We start from the raw sequence: 25,214 nt of genomic DNA on the forward strand, positions 1-25,214 counted from the left end.
GTTACCTCTCCCCCCAAAGTTCCCTTCACCCGGCACGGAAGGCCATCGCAAGCCTCAACAGCACCACCAGCCACAACGGCTGCGCGTGAAGGCCCCCTTCCCTCGGCTGAGCCGAGGGAAGGGGGCCTTCACGCGCTCCCCAGTACAGGATGGCGAGCCAGGCCACGGGTAGGTACCTAAGAGAGGGTTCTAACGACACTTACCACTCACGTCCCCCGGGACCCAGGACGAAGGCGCGATGAAGGTCCGGCACAAGTAGCCGACTCCAAAACCGGCCTAGGACTCCAGGTACCGCAGCACCGCCAGCACCCGCCGGTTGTCCCCTTCGGACTGTGGCAGCGCCAGCTTCCCGAAGATGCTCGACACGTACTTCTCCACCGAGCCCGCCGAAAGGAACAGCGCCGCCGCGATGGCCGAGTTCGACCGCCCTTCGGCCATCAGGCCGAGCACCTCCCGCTCCCGCGGGGTCAGCCCGGCGAGCGCGTCGGTCTTCCGGGTGGCGGTGAAGAGCTGGCTGACCACTTCCGGGTCGAGCACGGTCTCTCCCTCGGCGACCCGCCGAAGCGCGTCGAGGAAGTCCGAAACCTCCGCGACGCGGTCCTTCAACAGGTAGCCGACACCACCGGCGCGGTCGGCGAGGAGTTCTGTCGCGTACTGCGTCTCGACATACTGGGAGAACAGCAGGATCGCGCAACCGGGGAGTTCCGCGCGGAGCGCGATCGCCGCGCGCAGGCCTTCGTCGGTGTGCGTCGGCGGCATGCGGATATCCACAATGGACACATCCGGCCGGTGTTCCCGAACCGCCGCGCGCAGGCTGTCGCCGTCGGCGACGGCCGCGACGACTTCGTGCCCCCGAAGGTTGAGCAGCTCGACGAGTCCGGCCCGCAGGATGGCCGAATCCTCCGCGATCACGACGCGCACGCCGCCCCCATGTCCTATTTCCGTAGTGGTATCTCCGCGCTGATCACCGTAGGCCCTCCCGGTGGACTGTCGATGTCGAGCCCGCCGTCGACGGTCGCGAGCCGTTCGGCGATCCCGGCGAGCCCGCCGCCGCGTTCCAGCCGCGCCCCGCCTTCACCGCCGTCCCGCACCACGAGCCGCAAGCCGTCGCCGACGACGCTCACCTCGACCTCGATCGCGGCGGAAGTGTGCTTGGCGGCGTTGGTCAGCAGTTCGGCGACGGTGAAATAGGCGATGGTCTCGATCGACGGTGACGGCCTGCTCGGCAGGTCAACGGTGATCCGCGCGTCGATACCCGAACCGGCGGCCAAAGTGGACAGTGCGACGTCGAGACCGGCGTCGAGGGCGGCGGGGTGAATTCCTCGGGCGAGGTCCCGTAGCTCGACCAGTGCCTGCTTCGCGTTGGCATGTGCGGCGGTGACCAGGGCCGTGACGTGGGCGACGTCGGCACCGTCCGAGGTGAGTTCGTCCTTCGCGATGCCGAGTTTCATCGCGAGCGCGACCAGCTGGGCCTGTGCGCCGTCGTGCAGGTCACGCTCGATCCGGCGCAGGCGCCGTGCCGCGTCGTCGACGGCGGTCGCCCGGCTGCGTTCGAGATCGCGCACGCGTTGGGACAGGTCCTCGGCGCCGAGGACGCCGCGCACCAGCAGGCGGTCGAATTCGGCCAGGCCGTGGACCACCCACGGCATCGTCAGCAGCACGGCCAGCCCGGTCAGCGCGAGCGGCAGGGTGAGGGGCCATGTGTCGACGCGGAGGTCGAACGTCGGCATGGCGTCGCCGTTCAGGGTGAACCAGAAGAGCGGATAGGTCAGCGTGCTCACGGCGTAGATGAACAGCGTCGCGACCAGGAAGAGCTCGATCAGCGTCAGCGGCAGCCGGATCAGCAGGTAGGCGATCGAGCGCCAGCCCGCCGGATCACCGAGTTTGCTCTTGATCCCGTTCCACAGGCCCGGCCGCAGTTCGGGCCGCGCTGGTGGCGTGACCTTCGTGCCGAGCAAGGTGTGGGCGAGGCGGATATGCGCGGCGCCGATCAACCGTGCTCCCGCCAGGACGCCGATGAGCACCGGAAGCCCGATGGTGAGCAGGCTCAGTCCGGTCCCGAGTACCAGTCCGACCACGACGAGCGCCACGAACACCAGCGTCAGCGGCGCTCCGATCAGCACCCACACCAGCTCGGCCCAGTACGCGCGGCTCAGCTGTGCGCCGAGTACTCGTGCGGGCAAGGCGAAGCGGGTGGTCACGGCATTCAGCCTGCCGTGACCACCCGCCTCATGCCATCCAGGTTTCCCTAGTCTTCGCGGTGCTGTTCGTCCGCCTGCGCCCGCTGGGACGCCTCACGCATCTCGATGACGTCCGTCAGCCAGTCGCCGGTTTCGCGGGCGATGTCCCGGATCGCGCCGGTGATGATCGTCGCGATGTTGCCGATATGGGTGGCCGCCGACTCGGTGACCTCTTGGACCACGTCCTTGGTGCTTTCGAACTGACCGACCATGTCAGCCACCTTATGCCGCTCGGAGGGTCTTGTCGTTTTCAACAGTAGCGGGAGTACGCGGTGCGCCGTTCCAGGGCATGGCCAGTTTCACGATCTTCTTGGCCACCGAGAACAGCTGCTTGTGCAGTGGGCCGGTGTTGTACGGCAGGCCGTACTTCTCGCAGATCGCCCGCACCTCGCCCGCGATCTCCGGGTAGCGGCGCGCCGGGATGTCGGGGAACAGGTGGTGCTCGATCTGGTGCGAGAGATTCCCGGTCATGACGTGGAAGAGCTTGCCGCCGGTGATGTTCGCCGAGCCGAGGATCTGCCGCAGGTACCACTGCCCCCGCGACTCGTTCTCGGTCTCCTCCTCGGTGAAGCTCTCCACGTCGGCGGGGAAGTGCCCGCAGAAGATGATGGAGAACGCCCACAGGTTGCGGGTCAGGTTCGCGGTCGCGTTGCCGAGGAAGGTCAGCGGCGCGAGCGGACCGGTCAGCAGCGGGAAGAGCACGTAGTCCTTGCCGACCTGGCGACCGGCCTTCTTGAGCATCTTCAGGCCGACCTCCTTGTTGTCCGACCATTTGCGCTCGCCCTTGACGATGCGGTCGAACTCGAGGTCGTGCAGCATGACGCCCCACTGGAACATGAACGCCAGCGCCACCGCGTACACCGGGTTGCCGAGGTAGTACGGATTCCATTTCTGCGCCGGGTCCATCCGCAGGACGCCGTAACCGATGTCGCGGTCCTTGTCGAGGATGTTCGTGTACGTGTGGTGCATGTAGTTGTGCGAATGGCGCCAGTTCTCGGCGGGGGCGACGTTGTCCCATTCGAATTTCTGGGAGCTCAGCGCCGGGTCGCGCGTCCAGTCGTACTGGCCGTGCATGACGTTGTGGCCGATCTCCATGTTGTCGAGGATCTTCGCCACCGAAAGCGCGGCCACCCCGGCGACCCACGCGGGCGGGAAGAACCCGGCGAACAGCAGCCCGCGGCCGGTGACCTCGAGCGCGCGCTGGGTCTTGATGACGTTGTGGATGTAGTCGACGTCGACCTGGCCGAGGTCGGCGACGATCCGCTGGCGGATCTCGTCCAGTTCGCGGCCGAACTCCTCGACCTGGGCGGGCGTGAGCTTGTCCTGCAAGCCGGTCATGGGCCGGTCCTTTCTAAGCGTTGATCTCGACGTCCCCGACGGGGACGGAGATGCAGAGCTGGATCTCTTCGTTCTCTTCGCTGGAGGTTTCGCCGGTCTTGGCGTTGCGCACGCAGCCGGAGGTCTTGACCTGCGTGCAGGAGAAGCAGATGCCCATCCGGCAGCCGTGTTCCGGGCGCAGTCCCGCGTCTTCCGCCTGCTCCAGCAACGGTTTCCCGGAGTTCTCGAATTCGCGGCCGCTGCGCGCGAACCGGACCTGCCCTTCGGCGCTTTCGGTGTCGAAGGTGAGCGCGGGCGGGGTGAACTCCTCGGTGTGCAGACGCGCGCCGAGCCCGTCGGCGTCGAAAGCCTCGCGGACGGAATCCATCAGCGGCTTCGGCCCGCACAGGAAGGTCTCGGCGTCCGGGTACCACGGCGCGGCCTCCTCGAGGTGCTCCTTCGAGAAGAACCCGTGCAGGTCGCCGCCGGTTTTCGCGTGAGTGAACGCGTGTACCACCCGCAGACCGGGGAGGCGGCGGGCGAGGTCGCCGAGTTCGGCGCGGTAGAGCGCGTCTTCGGCACCGTTGGAGTAGTGCAGGAAGGCGACGTCGCCCTCGTGGCGTTCGTCCGCGAGCGTGCGCAGCATCGACAGGACGGGCGTGATCCCGCTCCCACCGCTCAGCAGCAGGATCCGGCGAGGCCTCGGCGAAGGCAGGGTGAACTCACCGTCCGGAGTGGACAGTCCGAGGACGGAGCCGAGGGTGACCGTGCGGTTCAGATGCCGTGAGACGAGGCCCTGCGGATCCGCCTTGATGGTCAGCTCCAGTGTGCGGTCGTGCTCCGAACCGGCGGGCGAGTAACACCGGGTCCGGCGAACGCCGTCGATCTCGACGGTCACCCGCACGTACTGACCCGCGACGAAACCTCGCCACGCCCGGCTCGGCCGGATGGTCAGGGTGACCGTGTCGGGCGTCTGCCGTCGGACGTCGGTGACCAGGCCGCGGATCTCGCGCCGGACCAGCATCGGATCGACGAGTTCGAGGTAACGGTCCATGCCATGGGGCGTGAGCAGGGCCTCGGCCAGCGAGGCCAGCCGCCTGGCCTTGCGCGGTACCAGTGCCGTCATCACATCTCCCGGGGTTTCTTCCTGAAATTCAGTGAACGCTTGTACACTAAACAGTGAAGTGGCGATGGTCCCGCTTGTCAACGCGAGAGGAGGGCGATGTGACGTGGGTGATACCGCGGAGGCGATTACGCTGTCGGTCGTGACAACAGAGCCCGTTTCCCGGCAGGAGCGCAAACAGCGCACGCGCCAGGCCCTGCTGGACGCCGCGCTGGACCTGGTGGCGGAGCGCGGGTTCTCCGGGCTGAGTCTGCGAGAGGTCGCGAAACAGGCGGGGATCGTGCCGACGGCGTTCTATCGCCATTTCGCGTCGATGGACGAACTCGGCGTGGCACTCGTCGAGGAGTCGATGCGCACGCTCCGCACGATGATCCGCTCGGCACGCACCAGGCCCGCGGCGTACAACGACATGATCCGGACGTCCGTGCGCATCCTGCACGAGCACGTGCGGGCGCACGAAGACCACTTCCACTTCCTGACCAGGGAGCGCTACGGCGGCACCGGTCCGGTCCAGCGGGCGATCGGCTTCGAGCTCAAGCTCTTCGTCAGTGAACTCGCCGTCGATCTCGCGCGTTTCGACAATCTCCGCGAATGGGCGACGGAGGATCTTCACCTGCTGGCCGACCTGATCGTGACCACCATGCTGACCACGGTGCTGGAGTTGCTCGAGGGCCCTTCACGTGACGACGAGATCGTGCGCACGGCCGAACGGCGGTTGCGGCTGATCTTTCTGGGGGTGCCGAACTGGCGCAGTGTTCCGTAATCCGGAAACCGTTGCTCCGTAAGTGTCATAAGGGGTCCCCATAGGACGAATTCCGTCCTATGGGGACCCCTTATGACATCGCACACCTGGATCGATGGCTGGATCGATCGTGATGGTCGATGTCACGGAAAGATTCCCCCCGGACACGTTCAGCCATGGGACTTGTCGGCCGGACATGGTAAACAGTGCGAGTTCGTGTGGTCCTCTCCAGCGAGGAGGTCGCCTGTGGCGGCAGAAAACGAGCAGCTCACGGTCGGTGTGGTCCGGGAGACCGGACAAGGCGAACGCCGCGTCGCGCTGGTTCCGAAGCTCGTCGAGCGCGTCTCCGGACGCGGATTGCGGGTGGTGGTCGAGCCCGGTGCGGGCGCCGGCGCGTTGCTCGCCGACGAGATCTTCGAACAGGCGGGTGCGGAGATCGGCGACGCGTGGGATGCCGACATCGTGGTGAAGGTGGCGCCGCCGAGCGCGGCCGAGGTCGCGAAGCTCAAAACAGGCACGATCCTCATCGGTTTCCTGAATCCACGGGCCGATCCGGACGGGATAGCGGCGCTGGAAACGGCGGGCGTACGCGCTTTCGCCGTCGAGGCGATCCCGCGGATCTCCCGTGCGCAGGCCATGGACGCGCTGTCGTCCCAAAGCAGTGTCGCGGGTTATCGCGCGGTTCTGCTGGCCGCGCAGAGACTCACCCGCTTCTTCCCGATGCTCACCACCGCGGCGGGCACCGTGCCACCGGCGAAGGTGCTCGTGCTCGGTGCGGGTGTCGCCGGGCTGCAGGCGCTGGCCACGGCGAAACGGCTCGGTGCGCAGACCACCGGGTACGACGTCCGGCCGGAGGTCGGCGAGCAGGTGAAGTCGCTCGGCGCGAAATTCCTCGACCTCGGCATCGAGGCGGTCGGTGAAGGCGGGTACGCCCGCGAACTGACCGAAGAGGAAAGGGCCGAGCAGCAGCGCAGGCTCACCGAGGCGATCACGAAGTTCGATGTGGTGATCACCACCGCGCTCGTCCCCGGCCGCAAGGCGCCGACCCTCGTCACCGCCGACGCGGTGAAGGGGATGCCCGCCGGTGGTGTCGTGGTCGACCTCGCCGGTGAGTCCGGCGGCAACTGCGAACTGACGAAACCGGGCGAGGAGGTCGTCGAGTACGACGTCACCATCTGTTCGCCGCTCAACCTCGCCGCGGAGATGCCCGCGCACGCCAGCGAGCTGTACGCGCGCAACGTCACCGAACTGCTGGAACTGCTCGTCGACAAAGAAGGCAAGCTCGCGCTCGACTTCTCCGACGAGATCGTCGCCGGGGCCTGTGTGGCCGGAAAAGAAGAAGGGGGCGAGTGATGCTGGTAGGCAGTTTGGCGATCCTCGTACTCGCCGGATTCGTGGGCTTCACGGTCATTTCCAAGGTGCCCAACACGTTGCACACCCCGCTCATGTCGGGCACCAACGCCATCCACGGCATCGTCCTGCTCGGCGGGCTGATCGTGCTCGGTCTCGGGGTGGACGGCGTACTGAACAAGATCCTGCTGGTGATCGCGATCGCCTTCGGCACGATCAACGTGGTCGGCGGCTTCCTCGTCACCGACCGCATGCTTTCGATGTTCAAGGCGAAGAAGCCGGAAGAGGGTGGTGACAAGTGACGACCTTCATCGCCGTCCTCTACATCATTTCCTTCGCGCTGTTCATCTACGGCCTGATGGGGCTGACCGGTCCGCGCACCGCGGTGCGCGGCAACTGGATCGCGGCGGTCGGTATGGGCATCGCGGTGATCGCGACGCTCTTGACCCCCGGCATGAGCAACTGGTTGCTGATCGCACTCGGCGTCGCGATCGGTGTCGTCGTCGGCGTGCCGTCCGCGCGCAAGGTGAAGATGACCGCGATGCCACAGATGGTGGCGCTGTTCAACGGCGTCGGCGGCGGGGCGGTCGCGCTCATCGCGTGGGTCGAGTTCCGGACCACGGACGGCTACGCGCACGAGCCGGCGTATGTCGCGATCGCGTCGCTCTTCGCCGCCATCGTCGGTTCGATCTCCTTCTGGGGCTCGAACATCGCGTTCGGGAAACTGCAGGAGCTCATCTCCGGCCGCCCGATCACCCTGGGCAAACTGCAGCAGCCGGTCAACGCGCTGGTGCTGGTGGCCGCGATCGTCCTCGCGGTCGTCATCGCCTCGGGCGGCGACGCCGAACTGCTGATGATCGGCCTGCTGGTGGCCGCGGGCGTACTCGGCGTGGTGGTCGTGCTCCCGATCGGCGGCGCGGACATGCCGGTCGTCATCTCCCTGCTGAACGCGCTCACCGGGCTGTCGGCGGCGGCCATGGGGCTCGCCCTCGACAACACCGCGCTGATCGTGGCGGGCATGATCGTCGGCGCCTCGGGTTCGATCCTGACCAACCTGATGGCGAAGGCGATGAACCGGTCGATCCCGGCCATCGTCGCCGGCGGGTTCGGCGGCGGGACGGCGGTCGCGAGCAGTGGATCGGGCGAGGTCCGGCCGGTCCGCAGCACCAGCGCGTCCGACACCGCGATCCAGATGGCGTACGCCAACAAGGTCGTGGTCGTCCCCGGCTACGGCATGGCCGTCGCGCAGGCGCAGCACGTGGTCCGCGAGATGGCGAAGTTGCTGGAGGCCAAGGGGATCACGGTCGCCTACGCCATCCACCCGGTGGCGGGCCGGATGCCGGGGCATATGAACGTGCTCCTCGCCGAGGCCGACGTCCCCTACGAGCAGCTCAAGGAAATGGACGAGATCAACTCCGAGTTCGCCCAGACCGACGTCGCGCTGGTGATCGGCGCGAACGACGTCACGAACCCGGCCGCGGAGACCGATCCGGGCTCGCCCATCTACGGGATGCCGATCCTCAAGGTGAACCACAGCCGGTCGGTGATCGTGCTCAAACGCTCGATGAGCTCGGGCTTCGCCGGCATCGACAACGAGCTCTTCTACGATGCGAAGACCAGCATGCTCTTCGGCGACGCGAAATCGTCGGTGGGCGAGATCGTGGAGGAACTCAAAGCACTGTGACCGGCCCCTCGGAAGTCGTCGCGTCGTTCGACGACCCGGCCGACAACCTCGCGTTCGACGAAGCCCTCCTGCGCGCCGCACCGGAGGCGCCGGTCCTGTGGATCTGGCGCAACACCGACTGTGTGGTCGTGGGGCGGGGGCAGAAGATCGAACGCGAGGTCAAGGCCGACGTATGTGCCGGCGACGGCGTTCCGGTGCTGCGCCGGGCCAGTGGCGGCGGCACGGTGTTCCACGATCCCGGCAATCTCAACATCACTCTCGTCCTGCCGGCGAGCGGTCCGCCGGGAAAGACGGAGAAACCGCTCGAAGCGCTAGGGGAACTGATGACCGCGACGGTGGCCCGGCTCGGGCTGCCGTCGCGGCTCGGTGATCGGGGGCTGTTCGTCGGTGACTCGAAGCTGTGCGGTTTCGCCGTGTTCCGGACGAAAACGGGCTTGCTCGCGCATTCGACCCTGCTCGTTTCGACCGCGGCCGAACGCGTCGGCCGGTATCTCACCGCGGCACCGGCGGATCCCCGTCCGCTCGACTCGCATCGGAGCCGGGTCGCGTCGCTCGCCGACCATGGCCTGCGCAAAGGTGTCACGGACGTCACGGCCGCGGTCCGCGCGGCGGCGGCCGCGCAACTGGGTGAACTCACCACCCGGAAACCCTCGGCGGCGGAGCGGGAGTGGCACACCTCGCTCCGGCACACGCGGTATCAGTACCCACAGTGGCACTCAGAAGGCGCTCAGCGCGGCCTCCCCAGTACATGATGGCCCCCTTCCCGTACCTGGCAAGGGGGCCATCATGTACTTCACCGCGAGCAAGACCGCAGGCCCCGAGTGGGTACCTGATAATGGTTAGAAACCGTCATTGCCGCTCACAAGAAAAGGGCCCCATTCGTTTTTTACGCGAATGGGGCCCTTTTTCGAGAGAACTACTTTTCCTTGGCCGAGAAGGTGACGGCGGGCACCTTGCGGGCGGCCCGGGTGGTCTTCTTCGGCTCCACGGCCTTCTTCACCGGAGTCTTGGCGGCGGCCTTCGGAGCGGCCTTGGCGGCCGTCGCCTTCGCGGTCGTGGTCTTGGCCGCGGCCTTCGGGGCGGGCTTCGCCGTCGCCGTCTTCGCCGTGGTCTTGGTCGCGGCGGCGGCCTTGGCGCGGCCGGCCGGAGCCTTGGCCGTGGTGGTCTTCGCCGCCGTGCCGCGGGCCGCCTTCGCCTTGGCCGCGGTGGCTTTCGCCGTGCTCCTGGCGGTGGTCTTGCTCTCCGTCTCGGGGGCGGCGACCTTCGCGGCGGCGGCCTTGGCGGCGGCGGGCTTGCGGCCGGCGACGCCCTTCGCGGCGGGTTTGCGACCCGGCTTCGCGGCGGTCTTCGCCTCCGCCTTCGCGGCGGTCGCCGCGGTCTTCGGGGTCGACTTCGACACCCGGGCACCCTTGGGCCGCTGCACGACCCGCGGCCGCAGTTTCCGGCCACCGATCCGGCGGCCGTTCTCCACATAAGCACGCAGGATTTCCCGGAGCGCGGTGGCGTTGTCGGCCGAAAGGTCGATGTCGTAGGCGATTCCGTCCAAAGCGAAGGCGACCGTTTCTTCGGCCGCTTCGCCGGTCAGATCGTCCAGCAAATGCACAGCAGTGTTCCTGGCCATGAAAAAACCTCCCGCGCTCGATCGTTCTACTGCGTAACCGGCACGGTGCAACCTGAACCCGCGGCTGATGACTCACGCAGCGACACGAGGATAGCGGCAGGTTGCGCGAAGCTGCGCGGTGGTGTGCGCTGAATGCATGTCAGCACAGACTTTTGACGTGATCGTGATCGGAGGCGGCCCGGTCGGTGAGGTCGCCGCCGAGCGCGCCGCCCGCGGCGGCCTCCAGGTCGCCCTCGTCGAACACGAACGCTTCGGCGGCGAATGTTCTTACTGGGCCTGCATTCCGAGCAAGGCACTGCTGCGGCCGGGGCTCCTCCTCGCCGCCGCCAAACGTGTCCCGGGTGTCCCGGTGGGCGACGCGGTCGACCCGGCCAAGGTGTTCGCGCGCCGGGACTGGTTCACCGGCAAGGGAGACGACACCGGACAGGTCAAGTGGGCCGAAGGGGCCGGGATCGCCCCGATCCGCGGGCACGGCCGGATCACCGGTGAGCGGGAGGTCACAGTCGACGGCGGTGACGTCCTGACCGCGAGGCACGCGGTGATCGTCGCCACCGGCAGTGTCCCGCGGACGCCGTCGATCCCCGGACTGGACACCATTTCTCCTTGGGGTTCGCGGGAGGCGACCTCGGCGGAAGAGGTCCCGCGCCGCCTCGGCGTACTCGGCGGCGGTGTCGTCGGTGTCGAAATGGCGCAGGCCTATGCCACGCTCGGCGCCGAAGTCCACCTGATCATCTCGGGGGCACGTCCCTTGCCTCGGCTGCCGGATTTCGTCGGCGACGCGGTCATCGCGGGACTGCGCGAAGCCGGGGTCACCGTGCACACCGGCTCCGGTGTCGACTCCGTGTCCGCTTTGGACGGTGGTAAGGAACTGGCGCTGAAGGGCGGCGATCGGTTGGTCGTCGACGAACTGCTCGTCGCCACCGGCCGCCGTCCGGCGACCGACGGACTCGGTGTGGAGGTGCTCGGCCTCGAAGCCGGTGCGGCGCTCACGACCGACGACAACGGTCGTGTGTCCGCTGTGGACGGTGACTGGCTGTTCGCCGTCGGGGACGTCACCGGCCGGGCGCCGCTGACCCATCAGGGCAAGTACGCCGCCAGGGCCACCGGTGACGCGGTGGCCGCGCAGGCGGCAGGCGAGCCGGTCGACTCCGCCGCGTGGAGCGCGCACAGCTCCACGGCCGACCACTTCGCCATCCCACAGGTCGTCTTCACCGACCCGGAGGTCGCTTCGGTCGGACTCGCCGGGCCGGAAGAGGGCAAACCGCACCGCGTCGTCGACATCGACATCGCGGTCGCCGGTTCGTCACTGCACGCGGACGGCTACGCGGGCAAGGCGCGGATCGTCGTCGACACCGAGCGCGGTGTCCTCGTCGGCGCGACCTTCGTCGGCCAGGACGTGGCCGAACTGCTGCATTCGGCGACGATCGCGATCGTGGGGGAGGTCCCGCTGTCACGGCTGTGGCACGCGGTCCCGTCGTTCCCCACGATCAGCGAGGTGTGGCTACGCCTGCTGGAGGCGTACGGGCTCTGAGGAGCTAGCCGTTGACGGGGAGTTCGAGCGCGGCCTTCGCGCCGCGGACCAGGCCGGGATCGTCCGGAGTGGACGGTCCCGGCACCCACACCACCTGGATCAGCCGGACCGACTTCCCGTCCTGGCTGCTCTGATAGGCCGCACCCTCGAACACGGGGACTTCGCCCTGCCACTGGTTGGTTTCGGTGGCGAGATCGAGGATGCCGCCACCGCCGGGGGTGTCGGCGGCCGCCTTGAACGCGGTCGCCTGCGCGGTGTCCGCGAACTCGACGACGGCGATCGTCACCGCGGCCGCCCGGCCGTCGATGGAACTGGCGAAGCTGGCCCGCTTCACCGTCGAGCAACTCGTCTGCTGAAGGCTCGCCTGGACGTCGCCGTACGCGTGCGACGCGCATTTCTGGTCCGCGGCCGACGCCCGCGAGGTGAATTGGATGTTCTCCACGGCGCTGCTGCTGGGCGGGGCGGAGCTGGTCGCCGGGGCCGGTGCCGGTGGGGTCTGCGTGGACGCGGTGTCGTCCCCGCCGGAAGCGACGGCGATGGCCGCGACCAGCAGCACGATGAGCAGACCGATCGCGGCGACCGGGAGCCACTTCACCGTCTTGGACTGGTGAGGCTTGGATTGGTGAGGCGCCTTCGGTGCGGGCTCGGCGGGGGCGGCCACCGGTGGCGGGGTCTGCCGGACCGGGGGGACCGGTTTCGCGGCGGCGGCCCGCGGCGGGGTCTGCACTGGTTGAACGGGGTGAACGGGTGGGGCGGCCTGCGCGGTTTTGCCGGGCGGTACCGCGGGAGCGGCCGCTTTCGCCGATCTCTTCACCTTTCCCGGGTGCTGCACGGGAACCGTCGGCGCGATCGCGACGAGCGGGTTCTCGCGGATCACCGTCGGCTCGTCGTCGGAGTAGGCGCTGAATCCCTCGCCGAGCAACATCTCTTCGGGCATCGGCGGCGCGTCCGGGGCGAGCGCGGCGATCAGCTCCCGCGCCTGCTGAACCGACCGGGGCCGGTCCGCGGTGGCCAGCGAAACCGTCGCGGCGAGCATCGTCGTCGCCGTCGGGTACAGGACGCGGACCGAGCCCGCGAGGTCCGACGGCGGCTGATCGACCGTCTCCACGTACGGGCCGACGGCGATGATCGTGCCGATCGGCCCGGCGCCGGGGGCGACGTCGGCGATCTTGTGCGTGCACGCGGCGGACAGCGAGAGCGCGTCGGTGGCCGGGTTGATCGACGTGTCGCCGTGGACCAGCGGCCAGCCGTCGGCCTTCCACGGCCCGCCGAGCGGGGCTTCGAGTTTCAGCGCCGGATCCGGCAGGTCGACACCGATGACGATGATGACGCCCTTGGGCATGACGATGACCGCCTCGACGGCCCGTTCGTCGGCCGGGCGGGCGCCGATCAGGGCGACCCCGCCGACGACGTTGCTGCCGCGGCCGAGCGAGGCCAGCGCGGCGCGTACGTCCTCGGCCACCCGGGACGGCTGCTGAGCGAGGCGAACGAGTCGCACCGAACCCCTCCCCATCTCGTCGGTCTCGGTGCACAAACTAGCGCCTCCATCCGGACTAATGGGGAGACACGTCCCAGGTAGGGGCGGTGAGGTTGCTCCGAAAAGTTGTAATGCACGTGAGCGCCGTCACCCGTCCGGGTAGTACTCGTTGGTAGGTGACAGTTCCCTGCCCCCTGTCACCAGGAGAAACACATGGCCGCATTTCGCCACTGGCGTCGACGTGCAGCGCTCGTCGTCGCCCTGCTAGCCGTTCCTGCCGCGGGCCTGGTCCCCGCGCAGGCCGCGGGACCGCTGGCACCCGTCGCTCCCGGACTTTCCCGGCTGTTGTCGGCCGTCTCCGGCGCCACGGGGGTGACCGCGTTCGTGCACGCCGGCGACGTCGCCACCGCCGAGCGCGCCGCCCGCGAAGCCGGGCTCGCGAAGATCACCTCGTTCGGGAAGATCGGCGTCGTCGCCGTCCGTGGCACCGCCGACCAGGTGCGCGCCGTCCGCAAGGCGGTCGGGGTCACCTACGTCGAAGGGAACGAGAAGCTCAAGGCACACGGCAGCACCGGCACCACGGCGACGCGAAGCCTTCAGACACAGACGCAGCTCAAGGACGCCGGTGGCGCGCCGGTGGACGGCAGGGGTGTTTCCGTCGCGATCATCGACACCGGCGTCGACCCGACGCATCCCGCGTTCAAGGGTGCCGACGGCAAGACACGGGTGGTGCGCAGCCTGAAGAGCCTCTGCCTCGACGGGACCACGACCGGCTGCATCGTCGACGTCCCGACGTCGGTCGACACCGACACCCTTTCCCTCGGTGGCCACGGCACGCACGTCACCGGTATCGCCGCGGGCAACCGGCTGACGCTGACCGACGGCACCAAGGTCGGCGGCTCGGCGCCGGGTTCGAAGATCGTCTCGGTTTCGACCGGGGCCGCGTTGCTCGTGCTCGGCACGGACGCGGCGCTGAACTGGGTGCTGGAGAACCACAAGGCGCCGTGCGGGGCGGGCGTCCCGGCGTCGGTGTGCCCGCCGATCAAGGTGACCAACAACTCCTACGGCCCGACCGGCGGTGGCACCTTCGACCCGAACTCGGCGACGGTGAAGCTGCAGCGCGCGCTCGCCGCGGAAGGCGTCGTCACGGTGTGGGCGAACGGGAACGACGGCGGCGACGGTTCGGCGAACCTCTCCAACCCGCCCGGGCAGGACCAGACTCCGGGCGTGCTTTCGGTGGCGTCGTTCAACGACCAGGGGACCGGCACCCGCGACGGCACCGTGTCCGACTTCTCCTCGCGCGGGCTCAAGACCGCCCAGTCGAGCTGGCCCGACGTTTCCGCGCCCGGCGAGAACATCCTGTCGTCCTGCCGTCCGACGCAGCCGATCTGCACGCAGGGCGGGCAGCCCAAGAACGGGCCGGGAGTGCTGGACCTCGCTACCTACAACGTGATCAGCGGGACTTCGATGGCGGCGCCGCAGATCACCGGCATCGTCGCGCAGCTGTTCCAGGTCGCGCCGAACGCGAGCCCGGGTGACATCGAGGCCGCGATCAAGGCCACGGCGTACAAATTCGCGAACGGCTCGCCGTACGTGGCGGCCGGGCCGTACACGTCGAGCTTCGACAAGGGCACGGGCCTGGTGGACACCTTCGCCGCCGCGCAGTCGCTCGGCGCCCAGGGTTAACCCGCGTGTGGGCCCCTTTCCCTTGGCTGAGCCGAGGGAAAGGGGCCTACGCGTGAGTTACGCGTCCCAATCAGGTGCGACTTATGGTGTTCATGTGGCCAAACAGCACAGTTGGGGTGCACAATGTGCTCACGCGTATCGGGCGGCGGCACGAGCCACCTGACCAGCGCAGCTCGCGAGGTCGTAGGGGAAGACGCCCCTCGTCGAGTAGCGGAGGTCAGCAGTGAGCACCCGTGGCAACACCCGTGGCGTGGTGTACGTCCACTCGTCGCCGTCTGCGGTCTGTCCGCACGTCGAGTGGGCCATTTCGGGCACCCTGGGTGCCCGAGTCGAGTTGAAGTGGACGGCGCAGCCCGCCAGTCCAGGACAGCTCCGCGCCGAATGTGGTTGGCGCGCGCCTTCGGGCACCGGCGCGAAGCTGGCGTCCGCGCTCAAGGCGTGGCCGATGATCCGGTTCGAAGTCACCGAAGAGCCCAGTGCGGGGGTCGACGGTGAGAGGTTCTGTTTCGCCCCCGGCCTCGGCCTGTGGCACGGCAGGACCAGTGCCAACGGCGACATCGTCGTGGGTGAGGACCAGTTGCGCGCTCTCGTGAGCAAGGTCCGCACCGGTGAATCCCTGGCGCACAAGCTCGACGAGCTCCTCGCCGCCAATTGGGACGAAGCGCTCGAACCGTACCGGCACGCCGGAGACGGCGCTCCGGTCACCTGGCTGCATCAGGTCGGGTAGACGGCGTGAAGACGGAAGAGGCGGGCGGCTAACCTTTCAGGGTGACCGCCCAGCCTCGCCCCACCTCTCGCCAGCGGTGGCTGATCCCCGTCCTCGTGGTGGTGATCTCCCTGACCGTCGGCATCGGGTTGCTGGCGCGCGAGCTCTACCGCCGTCCCGAGGCCGCGTCCACCGATCCGGTCGTCAGCGACTCGCCGTCGCCGGTCGCCCCGGAGGCACAGCCTGGTTCGCCTGTCGTCGAAGTCACGCCCGACGTCTTCGCGCATCCGCAGTACCAGAGCGTCCGTCAGGTGCTGCAGGGGTATTTCGACTCCATCAACAATCGCGACTATCCGAAGTGGACTTCGGTGGTCAGCCGGGAACGGGCCAAGACCAAGACCTCCTCGGAGTGGAAGAACGACTATCAGTCCACTCGGGACGGCAGCATCCTCGTCTACCGCATCGAGCCGGGCTCGCCGGGCTCGCTCCGGGTACTCGTCGCCTTCACCAGTACGCAGGACGTCGACGACGCGCCGGTGTACCTGCCGGAGGGCTGTATCCGCTGGCGGCTGGTGCTGCCGCTGCGGCTGGAGAACGGAACCTGGCGCGTGGACACCACCGATGGCGGTACCAATCCCGAACACGAAAGATGCTGAAGTAAGGGGCGACATGGTCCCTCAGGCTGACGCGTGCGCGGGCGGAGGCGGAATAGAGTCGCGGGCATGGCAATTGATCAGCCGGCCTTGCTGACCGACGCCTCGAGGGGGCTCACCAGCGAAGAGGTCGCCCAGCGGGTCGCCGCGGGCCAGACGAACTCGGTCTCGACGAAGACCAGCCGGACCACCGGCGAGATCGTCCGCGCGAACGTCTTCACCCGGATCAACGCGATCTACGGGGTCCTGTTCGTGCTCATCCTGTCGACGGGGTATTTCATCGACGGGCTGTTCGGCGGACTGATCATCGTGAACAGCGCGGTCGGCATCATCCAGGAGCTCCGGGCGAAACGGACGCTGGAACGGCTCGCGATCGTGGGACAGGCGAAACCGACCGTCCGTCGTGACGGGCAGAGTGCCGAGATCGCGCCGGAGGACGTCGTACTCGGCGACCTCGTCGAACTGGGGCCGGGGGACAAGATCGTCGTCGACGGTCCGACATTGACGGCCGAAGCGCTGGAGGTCGACGAGTCGCTGCTCACCGGCGAATCCGATCCCGTGGTCAAGCAGCCCGGCGACAAGGTGCTCTCCGGCAGCTTCGTCGTCGCCGGCAGCGGCACCTACCGCGCGGACATCATCGGCGACGAGTCCTACGCCGCGAAACTGGCCGCGGAGGCCAGCAAGTTCACCCTGGTGAAGTCGGAACTGCGGCAGGGCATCGACAAGATCCTCAAGTTCATCACCTACCTGCTCATTCCGGCGGGCGCGCTGACCATCTACAACCAGCTCGCGGGCGACCAGGCGTGGCCGGACGCGCTGCGCGGCATGGTCGCGGCGCTCGTGCCGATGGTGCCCGAGGGCCTGGTGCTGATGACCAGTGTCGCGCTGGCGGTCGGCGTCATCCGGCTGGGCAAGCGCCAGTGTCTGGTGCAGGAACTGCCCGCGATCGAGGGACTCGCCCGGGTCGACGTGGTGTGCGCGGACAAGACCGGCACGCTGACCGAGAACGCCATGCGGCTTTCCGAGGTCCGGGAAATCACCCCGGGACATCCGGTGGACACCGTGCTGGCCGCGCTCGCCGCCGCCGACCCCCGGCCGAACGCGAGCCTGCAGGCGATCGCGGAGGCGTACCCGGCCGATCCGGGCTGGCGGGTCTCCACGACGATGCCGTTCTCCTCGGCACGCAAGTGGAGTGGCGCGTCGTTCGGCGGTGACGGCGACTGGGTGCTCGGCGCGGCCGACGTCCTGCTGCCCGAAGGGGAACACCGGGCGGAGGCCGAGAAGATCGGCTCGCGTGGTCTGCGTGTCCTGCTGCTGGGCCGGGCCGAACGGGCCGTCGACGCGGCCGAGGGCCCCGGCGACATCGAACCGGTGGCACTCGTGGTGCTGGAGCAGAAGGTGCGCGCCGACGCGAAGGACACTTTGGACTTCTTCGCGCATCAGGATGTCGCGGTCAAGGTCATCTCCGGCGACAACGCCATCTCGGTGGGCGCGGTCGCGGGCACCCTCGATCTGCCGGGCGCGGACAAGCCCGTCGACGCGCGGAAGCTGCCGGACGATGCCGAAAAGCTGGCCGAGACGGTGGAAGATCGCGCCGTCTTCGGCCGGGTGACGCCGCTGCAGAAACGCGCGATGGTCGGTGCGCTGCAGTCGAAGGGGCACACCGTCGCGATGACCGGCGACGGCGTCAACGACGTCCTCGCGCTGAAGGACGCGGACATCGGCGTCGCCATGGGTGCCGGCAGCCCGGCCACCCGCGCGGTCGCGCAGATCGTGCTCCTGGACGACAAGTTCGCCACCCTGCCGCACGTCGTCGCCGAGGGGCGCCGGGTGATCGGCAACATCGAGCGTGTCTCGAACCTGTTCCTCACCAAGACGGTCTACTCGGTGCTGCTGGCGCTGATGGTCGGCATCGCGCAGGTGCCGTTCCCGTTCCTGCCGCGGCACATCACGATCACCGCGTGGTTCACCATCGGCCTGCCCGCCTTCGTGCTCTCGCTGGCGCCGAACAACGAACGCGCCCGCACCGGGTTCGTCGGCAGGGTGATGCGGATGGCCGTACCGGCCGGGCTGGTCATCGCCGCCGCGACGTTCGTCAGCTACCTGCTGGTCTACAAGGGATCGGGACAGTCCGAAGTGGACAAGATCCAGGCGGGGACGACAGCGCTGATCACGCTCATCACGATCGCGCTGTGGGTGCTCGGGATCGTCGCGCGGCCGTACCGGTGGTGGAAGATCGGCCTGATCGGCGGGATGGTCGTGCTGACCCTCGCGCTGTTCCTGATCCCGTTCACGCAGAAGTTCTTCGCGCTGGACCCGAGTGTCAGCGCGTACACGCTCTCGGCGTTCGCCTGTGCCGGGGTGGGGATCGTGCTGGTGGAAGCGGCCTGGTGGATCGGGCGGCATCTGGTGAAGCGCTCAGAAGCCTGACCGTCCCTTTGCCGCGGCCCAGAAGTACGTGAAGGCCCCTTCACTGCGCTAGACGCAGTGAAGGGGCCTTCACGTACTTACAACCGGCCTCAGGCCGCCGGAGTGAACAGCAGCGCCGTGTTGTGGCCGCCGAAGCCGAACGAGTTGCTGATCGCCGCGCCCAGCTCGACCTTGCGGGCCTCGCCGGAGACGACGTCGAGCTGCACCTTCGGGTCCAGGTCCTCGAGGTTCAGCGTCGCCGGGATCAGGCCGTGGTAGATCGCCAGGATCGTGGCGATGCCCTCGACCGCGCCCGCACCACCGACCAGGTGGCCGAGCGCGCCCTTGGGCGCGGTCACCACGGTGTGATCGCCGATGGCGTTGCGGATCGCCGCGGCCTCGCCGACGTCACCGACGACCGTGGAGGTCGCGTGCGCGTTGACGTGGCCGACGTCGGCCGGGGAGACCCCGGCCATCGTCATCGCCTGCCGCATGGCGGCGATCTGGCCGATGCCCTCCGGGTGGTTGCCCGTGATGTGGTAGGCGTCCGAGGTGATCCCGTAGCCACTCAGCTGCGCGTAGATCCGCGCGTTGCGGGCCTTCGCCCGGTCCGCCCGCTCCAGGATCACGACACCGGAACCCTCGCCGAGGACGAAACCGTCACGGTTCACGTCGAACGGCCGGGACGCCTTCGTCGGATCGTCGTTGCGGGTGGACACCGTCCGCGCCTGCGCGAAACCGGCGAGGGTGATCGGGTGGATGCACGATTCGGCACCACCGGCGACCACGACGTCGGCGCGGCCCGAGCGGATCATCTCGTAGCCGGCGGCGATGCCTTCCGCGCCCGACGCACAGGCCGACGCGGGCGAGTGCACACCGGCGCGGGCCTTCAGGTCGATCCCGACGTGCGCGGCGGGGCCGTTCGGCATCAGCATCGGCACGGTCAGCGGGGAAACCTTGCGGAGTCCCTGCTTGTGCAGAAGGTCGTTCTGGGAGATCAGGGTGACCGGACCGCCGACACCGGTGCCGATGGTCACCCCCAGGCGCTCGGGGACCACGTCCTGATGTTCATCGGTCGGCTGCGTGAACCCCGCGTCCGCCCATGCCTGACGTGCGGCGATGAGGGCCACCTGCTCGCAGCGGTCCAGACGGCGAGCCTGGACCCGAGGCAGGACTTCGGACGGGTCCACGGCGAGCATGGCGCCGATCTTCACCGGCAGGTCGAGTTCGTCGACCCAGTCGGCTTCGATGCGGCGGATCCCGCTCGCCCCGGCGAGCAGACCGTCCCACGTGGACGCGACGTCCCCGCCGAGCGGCGTGGTGGCGCCCATCCCGGTGATCACGACGTCGATGTTGCTCATTGGTGTCTCCCCAAGGTCGGCGCCAATCAAGAACTGGGAATTACTTGGAGTTGGCCGACACGTAGTTCACCGCGTCGCCAACGGTCTTCAGGTTCGCCAGCTCGTCGTCCGGGATCTTGACGCCGAACTTGTCCTCGGCCTGAACAGCGATCTCCACCATGGACAGCGAGTCGATGTCGAGGTCGTCCACGAAGGACTTCTCGGCGGTCACGTCGTCCTGCGCCACACCGGCGACCTCTTCGACGATCTCGGCGAGGCCGGCGAGGATCTCTGCGTTGTCTGCCACTGGTTGTTCCCTTCTCGGTGATGCTTTCGGCTGCCCCGCGGACACGGCGTCCGCAGGGGAAGTATTCATCACGGGCAGATGAAGGTCTGGCCCGCGTAGGAGAGTCCGGCCCCGAAGCCGACGGCGAGTACGACGTCGCCGGACTTCACGGTGCCCGCCTTGCGCATGTGGTCCAGCGCGAGGGGGATGGACGCGGACGAGGTGTTGCCCGAGTACTTGATGTCGTCGGCCACGACCATGTCCTCGCGGCCGCCCTTGGCACGCAGCTTCTTGGCGATGGCTTCGACGATGCGCAGGTTGGCCTGGTGCGGGATCAGCACGTCCACATCGGACGGTTCGAGCCCGGCCAGCTCCAGTGCCCGCAGCGCGATCGGCGCGATCTGGGTGGTCGCCCACCGGAAGACCGACTGGCCCTCCTGGTAGATCCACTTGTCGTCGCGCATGTAGATGAGGTCGACGTGCTCGCCGGCGCTGCCCCAGGCGACCGGGCCGATCTGCGGGGTGTCGGCCGCGCCGACCACCGCGGCACCGGCGCCGTCGGCGAAGATGATCGCGTTCGCGCGGTCGACCGGGTCGACGTGGTCGGTGAGCTTCTCGGCACCGATGACGAGTGCCTTCTTCGCGCTGCCCGCCCGGATCAGGTCCGAGGCGACGCCGAGGCCGTAGCAGAAGCCGGCGCAGGCGGCGTTGAGGTCGAACGCGGCCGGATGCGTGATCCCGATCCGGTCGGCCACCTGGGCGGCGGCGTTCGGGATCTGGGTGGGCATCGTGCAGTTGGGCAGGATGACCGTGTCCACTTCGGACGGATCGACGCCGGCGTCGGCCAGCGCGGCCGTGCCTGCCTTGACCGCCATGTCGACCAGTGACTCGTCCTTTTCGGCGAACCGGCGCTCGATGATGCCGACGCGGTCGCGGATCCACTGGTCGTTGGTGTCCATGATCTTCGAGAGATCGTCGTTGGTCACGATCTTCTCGGGTTGGAAGCTCCCGACCCCGAGGATGCGGGTCCCGGCGGCGCCCGGCGCCTGCCGCAAGGTGGATCGGTCGGTCACGAAGCGTCCTCCTGCCCCTGAAGCTTCGCCAGCTCGGCGGGCGTCTTCAGTGCGATGGTGGTGGTCACGGTTCCCTTGAGCTGTCGCTTGACCAGTCCCGTCAGCGTCCCCGCCGGCGGCAGTTCGAGCGTCGAAGTGACACCCAAGGAAACCAGCCCGTCCATGGTGAGGTCCCAGCGCACCGGGCTGGTGACCTGCTTGACCAGCCGGTCGAGGTATTCGGCCCCGCCGGTGACGACCTGGCCGTCGGCGTTCGACAGCAGCGGACGGGTGGGGTCCGCCGGGGTGATCTTCGCAGCGTGGGCGGCCAGCGCCTCACGCGCGGGTGCCATGTACGACGTGTGGAACGCGCCGGCGACCTTGAGCGCGCGGACCTTGGTGCCTTCGAGCGGCTCGGCCACGATCTTCTCGATCGCGTCGGCGGAGCCGGAGGCGACGATCTGCCCCGCGCCGTTGCGGTTCGCCGCGGCGAGACCGTGACCTTCGAGCCAGGCGACGACCTGCTCCGGGTCGCCGAGCATGACCGCGGCCATGCTCGTGGGCTCCAGCGCGCACGCCTTCGCCATCTCCGCGCCGCGGACGGCGGCCAGCGCGACGGCGTCCTCAGGGCTCAGTACCCCGGCGATGGCGGCGGCGGCCAGCTCGCCGACGGAGTGACCGGCGACCGGCGCGTCCGCGGCGACCGGCGCCTCACGCTGCAGGTGCTCGAACGCCAGCAGGGACAGCGCCACGATCAGCGGCTGCGTGATCGCGGTGTCCTGGATCTCTTCGGCGTCCGCTTCGGTGCCGAGACGGACGAGATCGAGACCGGCGCGCTCGGACCAGGCTTCGACGCGCGCGCGGGCACCGTCGAGCTCGAGCCAAGGGGAGAGCATGCCTGGGGCTTGGGAACCCTGACCGGGGGCGAGGACTGCTGCTGTCACCTCTCAAGGGAACACTCTCGGCCACCATGGTCGTGATGCCGACGCTCACCAAGTCCGGCCGAGGTAATTGTAGAAACCCTCCAAAAGGCTCTTCCTGATCTCCGCTCTTAACCCAAAAGCCTTGTCGGGTTCAATCAGCTTTCGCTATGAAGTCCGTCACTGGACTGGTTATGCCGCGATCACGAACACGTCGCCGGGCCGTGACTTTGCGGGGTCGGCTGGAGCGGGTGCTGAGGCGGCCCGCCGCCCTGTTCGCGAGCCCTTCGGGCAAAACGCGGCACCTCAAAAGATCAAAAGACCTTGGTCGCCTCAGCTTCGGTCACGTCGGCCTGGGTCGCTGGACCGTCGTGAGTGGCAATGAGGGTTCTAACCCTATTTGCCACTCACGACGCCACGCGGAACCGCACATAGCGTCATCAATCGGACGCCAAATCTCCGAAAGGTGTCCCTTGTGGACAGTCGCGCGACGCCCCCGCCTCAACGGGGAGGTCCTCGCCTGCCGCCAGGCAGCGAGCCGATTACGCCACGTTTGACTTACCCCTCAATAACCCTCATTGACCACTCACGACCAACGTGACCCGGTCACCAGAGCCCTCGCGCCCGGGCAAGGCGCCCGACGGTCAGCGCCACCTTCAGCACCCAGGCGTCGCGTGATTCGGCGGCGTGGCGGCCGGTGAGTTCGGCCGCCTTCCGCAGCCGGTACCGGACGGTGTTCGGATGCACGAACAGCGTCCGCGCGCAGGTTTCCAGCACGCCGCCGCTGTCGAGATAGGTCTCGACCGTCCGCAGCAGTGCCGGGCCCGCCTCCTCCAGCGGCCGGGCGATCTGCTCGACGAGCAGGCGTTCTGCCTCGGGATCGCCGGACAACGCGCGTTCCGGCAGCAGGTCGATCGATCTCGCCGGCCGCGGCGCACCGGGCCAGCCGACGACGGCGCGCAGGCCGGAGAGCGCTTCGGTGGCGCTGTGGTGCGCCTCGGCGAGGGTGGGCACCGTCGGGCCGGCGACGACCGGCCCCTCGGCGAAGGCGACGGAGAGCTTGGTCAGGATTTCGCGGTCCTTGACGCTGCCGTCCGTCGGCCCGGCGACGACCACGACCAGCCGGGATCCCTGTACGGAAAGGAGGACGGGGCGGCCGACCCGCGCGGCGCGGCTGCGGACCTCGAACACGACCGCGGGCGGGTCGTCCGAGGTCGGGGTGCCGACCAGCGCGGTGGCGGGCGCGGCCGGATCCCAGCCGAGCGCGGCGGCACGGGAGAGCACCGCCTCCTCGGCGTCACCGCGGACGATGCCGTCGACGACCAGCGCCTCCAGGCGCGCGTCCCAGGCGCCGCGCGCCTCGGCGGCGGCCGCGTAGGAGTTGGCGGCGGCGAACGCGATCTCCCTGCCGTAGCGCAGGATCCCCTCGATCAGCGCGGCACGCTCCGCTTCGCTCGCGGCGAATTCCGGCAGCTGCTCCTCGAACACCTCGATCGCGAGCCGCACCATGCCGACCGCCTGCCGCAGGCTCACCCAGCGGGACAGTTCGGCGGGCGCTTCGCGGAACGCCTCGGTGGTGAGGGAGAGGGCCTCCTTCGAGTCGCGGAGCCAGTCGACGAATCCGGCGGCACCCGCCTGGGTGATCAGCAGGACGCTCGCGCGCTGGTCGGCGGGAAGGCGGGCGAACCAGCTCAGCCGTTCCTCCATCACCGCCACGCTCGCGCTCGCGAGCCGGCCGGAGGCGTGGTCGAGCCGCCGGAGGGTCTTGGCGGACAGCCCGTGGTGCTTGGGCACACGCCGTCCGGAAGTCGCATCAGCCATGGTCAGCCGATCCTAGTCCGACCGGTCCTGATGCCCGTCGTCCTGCGGCCTTTCCGCCTGATTGTCCGAAGTGGACAGTCACGGTGAGCGAATTGTGAAAGGTGTTTGCATAAAACTCGAGGCCGCCCGACGCAAGCGTTTTTCGCTGCGCCGGACGGCCTCGTCTCCCCGGTCCCCACCGGTAGAACAAGTATGGGACTTGTGGATCTTTTCCCGCTAGTTCACTCACTCGATCGTGGGGTGCCGAGTTGCCGGTGAGGTGCTCGTGATCAACGATCCCTCGCAAGCCGCGCCAGGTGCGGCGCGGATCGCAGAGGAGGGAGTTCGCCGTGGGCGAGCAGCTGAAAGACGGTCTGGGGCAAGCATGGAACCTTGTCGCCACCTTCGTGCCGAAACTGGTCGGTTTCCTGATCATCCTGCTCATCGGATGGTTGATCGCGAAGGCCGTGTCAAAGGCATTGGGACTGGTTCTGTCGAAGATCGGTTTCGGCAAGCTCATCGAGAAGACCGGACTCACCGGAACGCTGAAACAAGCGAATGTCGACGCCGGTGGGATCCTCGTCAAACTCGTGTACTACTTCATTCTCCTGATCGCCTTGCAACTCGCGTTCGGTGTATTCGGTGAGAGCAATCCGGTCAGCGCGCTGCTCAACGACATCATCGCGTTCCTGCCGCGGATCCTGGTGGCGCTGGTGCTGGTGATCGTCGCGGCCGCCGTCGCGAAGGTCGTCCGCGACCTGGTGACCGGCGCGCTGTCGACCCGCCCCGCCGGACGGCTGCTCGGCACCATCGCGTACTGGATGATCGTCGCGTTCGGCGTCATCGCCGCGCTCGGCCAGGTGAACATCGCGACAGCCGTGACCGGGCCGGTTCTGGTCGCCGTGCTCGCCACCATCGGCGGCGTGATCGTCGTCGGCTTCGGCGGTGGCCTGATCAAACCGGCACAGGAGCGCTGGCAGGGCTGGCTGGCCAACCTGCAGGGCCAGCTGGAGCCCCCGGCGGGCAAGCGGGAAGTCCGTTCGGAACCGCCGACGTCACCCGTGGGCATCGGTCGCGTAGATTCCTGAGCATCCCGCGGGCCCGGTGATCGAGGAAGGCACCGGGCCCGTGTGGACCCGAAGGGGCCCTTCGCCGCTCAACACGCGGCAGAGGGCCCCTTCGTCGTACTGGGCGGGGCTCGGCTACGCCACTTCAGCGGCTCTCCAGCCGGTTCTCTGTTCCGCACCTCACACTCCCTAGGGAATGGCGACGCGGCG

23 protein-coding genes are annotated in these 25,214 nt (G+C 68.4%); 11 read left to right on the plus strand and 12 right to left on the minus strand.

Annotated elements, in window-relative coordinates; genetic code table 11:
• Nucleotides 1-276: 276 nt before the first annotated feature.
• Genes ACZ5ZX_RS26520 through ACZ5ZX_RS26540 form a run of 5 tightly spaced genes read right to left on the minus strand, consistent with a single transcriptional unit; the run spans nucleotide 277 to nucleotide 4,683 of the window.
• Nucleotides 277-921: a response regulator transcription factor gene (locus tag ACZ5ZX_RS26520; protein ID WP_465504680.1), complete on the minus strand. Its 645-nt coding sequence runs from the start codon at nucleotides 919-921 to the stop codon at nucleotides 277-279.
• Between the two features lie 14 nt (nucleotides 922-935).
• A complete protein-coding gene (locus tag ACZ5ZX_RS26525) occupies nucleotides 936-2,201 on the minus strand; it encodes a sensor histidine kinase (RefSeq protein ID WP_465504681.1) in 1,266 nt (421 codons plus the stop codon).
• A gap of 47 nt (nucleotides 2,202-2,248) precedes the next feature.
• Nucleotides 2,249-2,452, minus strand: coding sequence for a hypothetical protein (locus ACZ5ZX_RS26530; protein ID WP_037313821.1), 204 nt, complete (start codon nucleotides 2,450-2,452; stop codon nucleotides 2,249-2,251).
• Nucleotides 2,453-2,462: 10 nt separating this feature from the next.
• Entirely contained in the window at nucleotides 2,463-3,578 is a 1,116-nt protein-coding gene (locus tag ACZ5ZX_RS26535; RefSeq protein WP_465504682.1) for a fatty acid desaturase family protein, read from the minus strand.
• 13 nt (nucleotides 3,579-3,591) lie between these two features.
• On the minus strand, nucleotides 3,592-4,683 hold the full coding sequence (locus tag ACZ5ZX_RS26540) for a ferredoxin reductase (RefSeq protein WP_465504683.1): 1,092 nt from the start codon (nucleotides 4,681-4,683) through the stop codon (nucleotides 3,592-3,594).
• A 103-nt stretch (nucleotides 4,684-4,786) separates the two neighbouring features.
• Between ACZ5ZX_RS26540 and ACZ5ZX_RS26545 the strand changes: the two genes are divergently transcribed.
• The 5 genes from ACZ5ZX_RS26545 (at nucleotide 4,787) to ACZ5ZX_RS26565 (ending at nucleotide 9,208) form a co-directional block, all read left to right on the plus strand.
• Nucleotides 4,787-5,443 (plus strand): TetR family transcriptional regulator, encoded by a 657-nt coding sequence (locus tag ACZ5ZX_RS26545; protein WP_465504684.1) that lies wholly within the window; start codon nucleotides 4,787-4,789, stop codon nucleotides 5,441-5,443.
• A gap of 225 nt (nucleotides 5,444-5,668) precedes the next feature.
• Nucleotides 5,669-6,775, plus strand: a complete 1,107-nt coding sequence (locus ACZ5ZX_RS26550; protein ID WP_465504685.1) for a Re/Si-specific NAD(P)(+) transhydrogenase subunit alpha — start codon at nucleotides 5,669-5,671, stop codon at nucleotides 6,773-6,775.
• Nucleotides 6,775-7,074, plus strand: coding sequence for an NAD(P) transhydrogenase subunit alpha part 2 (locus ACZ5ZX_RS26555; RefSeq protein WP_037313815.1), 300 nt, complete (start codon nucleotides 6,775-6,777; stop codon nucleotides 7,072-7,074). The genes ACZ5ZX_RS26550 and ACZ5ZX_RS26555 overlap by 1 nt, the downstream gene beginning before the upstream one ends.
• Nucleotides 7,071-8,456 (plus strand): NAD(P)(+) transhydrogenase (Re/Si-specific) subunit beta, encoded by a 1,386-nt coding sequence (locus ACZ5ZX_RS26560; RefSeq protein WP_465504686.1) that lies wholly within the window; start codon nucleotides 7,071-7,073, stop codon nucleotides 8,454-8,456. The genes ACZ5ZX_RS26555 and ACZ5ZX_RS26560 overlap by 4 nt, the downstream gene beginning before the upstream one ends.
• Nucleotides 8,453-9,208 carry a lipoate--protein ligase family protein gene (locus tag ACZ5ZX_RS26565; protein WP_465504687.1) on the plus strand — a complete coding sequence of 252 codons (756 nt, stop codon included), beginning with the start codon at nucleotides 8,453-8,455 and terminating at the stop codon, nucleotides 9,206-9,208. Before ACZ5ZX_RS26560 ends, ACZ5ZX_RS26565 begins: the two co-directional genes overlap by 4 nt.
• A gap of 164 nt (nucleotides 9,209-9,372) precedes the next feature.
• Here ACZ5ZX_RS26565 and ACZ5ZX_RS26570 read toward each other — a convergent pair whose 3' ends face one another.
• Nucleotides 9,373-10,077 carry an Lsr2 dimerization domain-containing protein gene (locus ACZ5ZX_RS26570; RefSeq protein WP_465504688.1) on the minus strand — a complete coding sequence of 235 codons (705 nt, stop codon included), beginning with the start codon at nucleotides 10,075-10,077 and terminating at the stop codon, nucleotides 9,373-9,375.
• A gap of 157 nt (nucleotides 10,078-10,234) precedes the next feature.
• Here ACZ5ZX_RS26570 and ACZ5ZX_RS26575 point away from each other — a divergent pair, with 157 nt between their 5' ends.
• Nucleotides 10,235-11,608, plus strand: coding sequence for a dihydrolipoyl dehydrogenase family protein (locus ACZ5ZX_RS26575; protein ID WP_465504689.1), 1,374 nt, complete (start codon nucleotides 10,235-10,237; stop codon nucleotides 11,606-11,608).
• Between the two features lie 4 nt (nucleotides 11,609-11,612).
• On the opposite strand, the gene ACZ5ZX_RS26580 is transcribed toward ACZ5ZX_RS26575, so the two are convergent.
• The gene (locus ACZ5ZX_RS26580; protein ID WP_465504690.1) at nucleotides 11,613-13,106 is read right to left on the minus strand and encodes a hypothetical protein; all 1,494 of its coding nucleotides are present in this window, start codon (nucleotides 13,104-13,106) and stop codon (nucleotides 11,613-11,615) included.
• 192 nt (nucleotides 13,107-13,298) lie between these two features.
• On the opposite strand from ACZ5ZX_RS26580, the gene ACZ5ZX_RS26585 reads away from it, so the two are divergent.
• The 4 genes from ACZ5ZX_RS26585 to ACZ5ZX_RS26600 all read left to right on the plus strand — a co-directional run bounded on the left by ACZ5ZX_RS26585 (nucleotide 13,299) and on the right by ACZ5ZX_RS26600 (nucleotide 18,560).
• Nucleotides 13,299-14,771 (plus strand): S8 family peptidase, encoded by a 1,473-nt coding sequence (locus tag ACZ5ZX_RS26585; RefSeq protein WP_465504691.1) that lies wholly within the window; start codon nucleotides 13,299-13,301, stop codon nucleotides 14,769-14,771.
• A gap of 223 nt (nucleotides 14,772-14,994) precedes the next feature.
• Nucleotides 14,995-15,498, plus strand: coding sequence for a DUF3145 domain-containing protein (locus tag ACZ5ZX_RS26590; protein ID WP_145926758.1), 504 nt, complete (start codon nucleotides 14,995-14,997; stop codon nucleotides 15,496-15,498).
• A 41-nt stretch (nucleotides 15,499-15,539) separates the two neighbouring features.
• Nucleotides 15,540-16,133, plus strand: coding sequence for a hypothetical protein (locus ACZ5ZX_RS26595; RefSeq protein ID WP_465504692.1), 594 nt, complete (start codon nucleotides 15,540-15,542; stop codon nucleotides 16,131-16,133).
• Between the two features lie 66 nt (nucleotides 16,134-16,199).
• On the plus strand, nucleotides 16,200-18,560 hold the full coding sequence (locus tag ACZ5ZX_RS26600; protein WP_465504693.1) for a cation-translocating P-type ATPase: 2,361 nt from the start codon (nucleotides 16,200-16,202) through the stop codon (nucleotides 18,558-18,560).
• An 89-nt stretch (nucleotides 18,561-18,649) separates the two neighbouring features.
• On the opposite strand, the gene ACZ5ZX_RS26605 is transcribed toward ACZ5ZX_RS26600, so the two are convergent.
• From ACZ5ZX_RS26605 to ACZ5ZX_RS26625, 5 genes are all read right to left on the minus strand, one after another.
• Nucleotides 18,650-19,900 (minus strand): beta-ketoacyl-[acyl-carrier-protein] synthase family protein, encoded by a 1,251-nt coding sequence (locus ACZ5ZX_RS26605; protein WP_465504694.1) that lies wholly within the window; start codon nucleotides 19,898-19,900, stop codon nucleotides 18,650-18,652.
• A gap of 40 nt (nucleotides 19,901-19,940) precedes the next feature.
• Nucleotides 19,941-20,186 (minus strand): acyl carrier protein, encoded by a 246-nt coding sequence (locus ACZ5ZX_RS26610; RefSeq protein ID WP_004559006.1) that lies wholly within the window; start codon nucleotides 20,184-20,186, stop codon nucleotides 19,941-19,943.
• 68 nt (nucleotides 20,187-20,254) lie between these two features.
• Nucleotides 20,255-21,238 carry a beta-ketoacyl-ACP synthase III gene (locus ACZ5ZX_RS26615; protein ID WP_465504695.1) on the minus strand — a complete coding sequence of 328 codons (984 nt, stop codon included), beginning with the start codon at nucleotides 21,236-21,238 and terminating at the stop codon, nucleotides 20,255-20,257.
• On the minus strand, nucleotides 21,235-22,161 hold the full coding sequence (locus ACZ5ZX_RS26620) for an ACP S-malonyltransferase (RefSeq protein ID WP_465504696.1): 927 nt from the start codon (nucleotides 22,159-22,161) through the stop codon (nucleotides 21,235-21,237). Before ACZ5ZX_RS26620 ends, ACZ5ZX_RS26615 begins: the two co-directional genes overlap by 4 nt.
• A gap of 582 nt (nucleotides 22,162-22,743) precedes the next feature.
• Nucleotides 22,744-23,958, minus strand: coding sequence for a PucR family transcriptional regulator (locus ACZ5ZX_RS26625; RefSeq protein ID WP_465504697.1), 1,215 nt, complete (start codon nucleotides 23,956-23,958; stop codon nucleotides 22,744-22,746).
• Nucleotides 23,959-24,287: 329 nt separating this feature from the next.
• On the opposite strand from ACZ5ZX_RS26625, the gene ACZ5ZX_RS26630 reads away from it, so the two are divergent.
• Nucleotides 24,288-25,025, plus strand: a complete 738-nt coding sequence (locus ACZ5ZX_RS26630; RefSeq protein ID WP_465504698.1) for a mechanosensitive ion channel family protein — start codon at nucleotides 24,288-24,290, stop codon at nucleotides 25,023-25,025.
• Nucleotides 25,026-25,214: the final 189 nt, after the last annotated feature.

Source organism: Amycolatopsis sp. NPDC033938 (assembly GCF_055575975.1).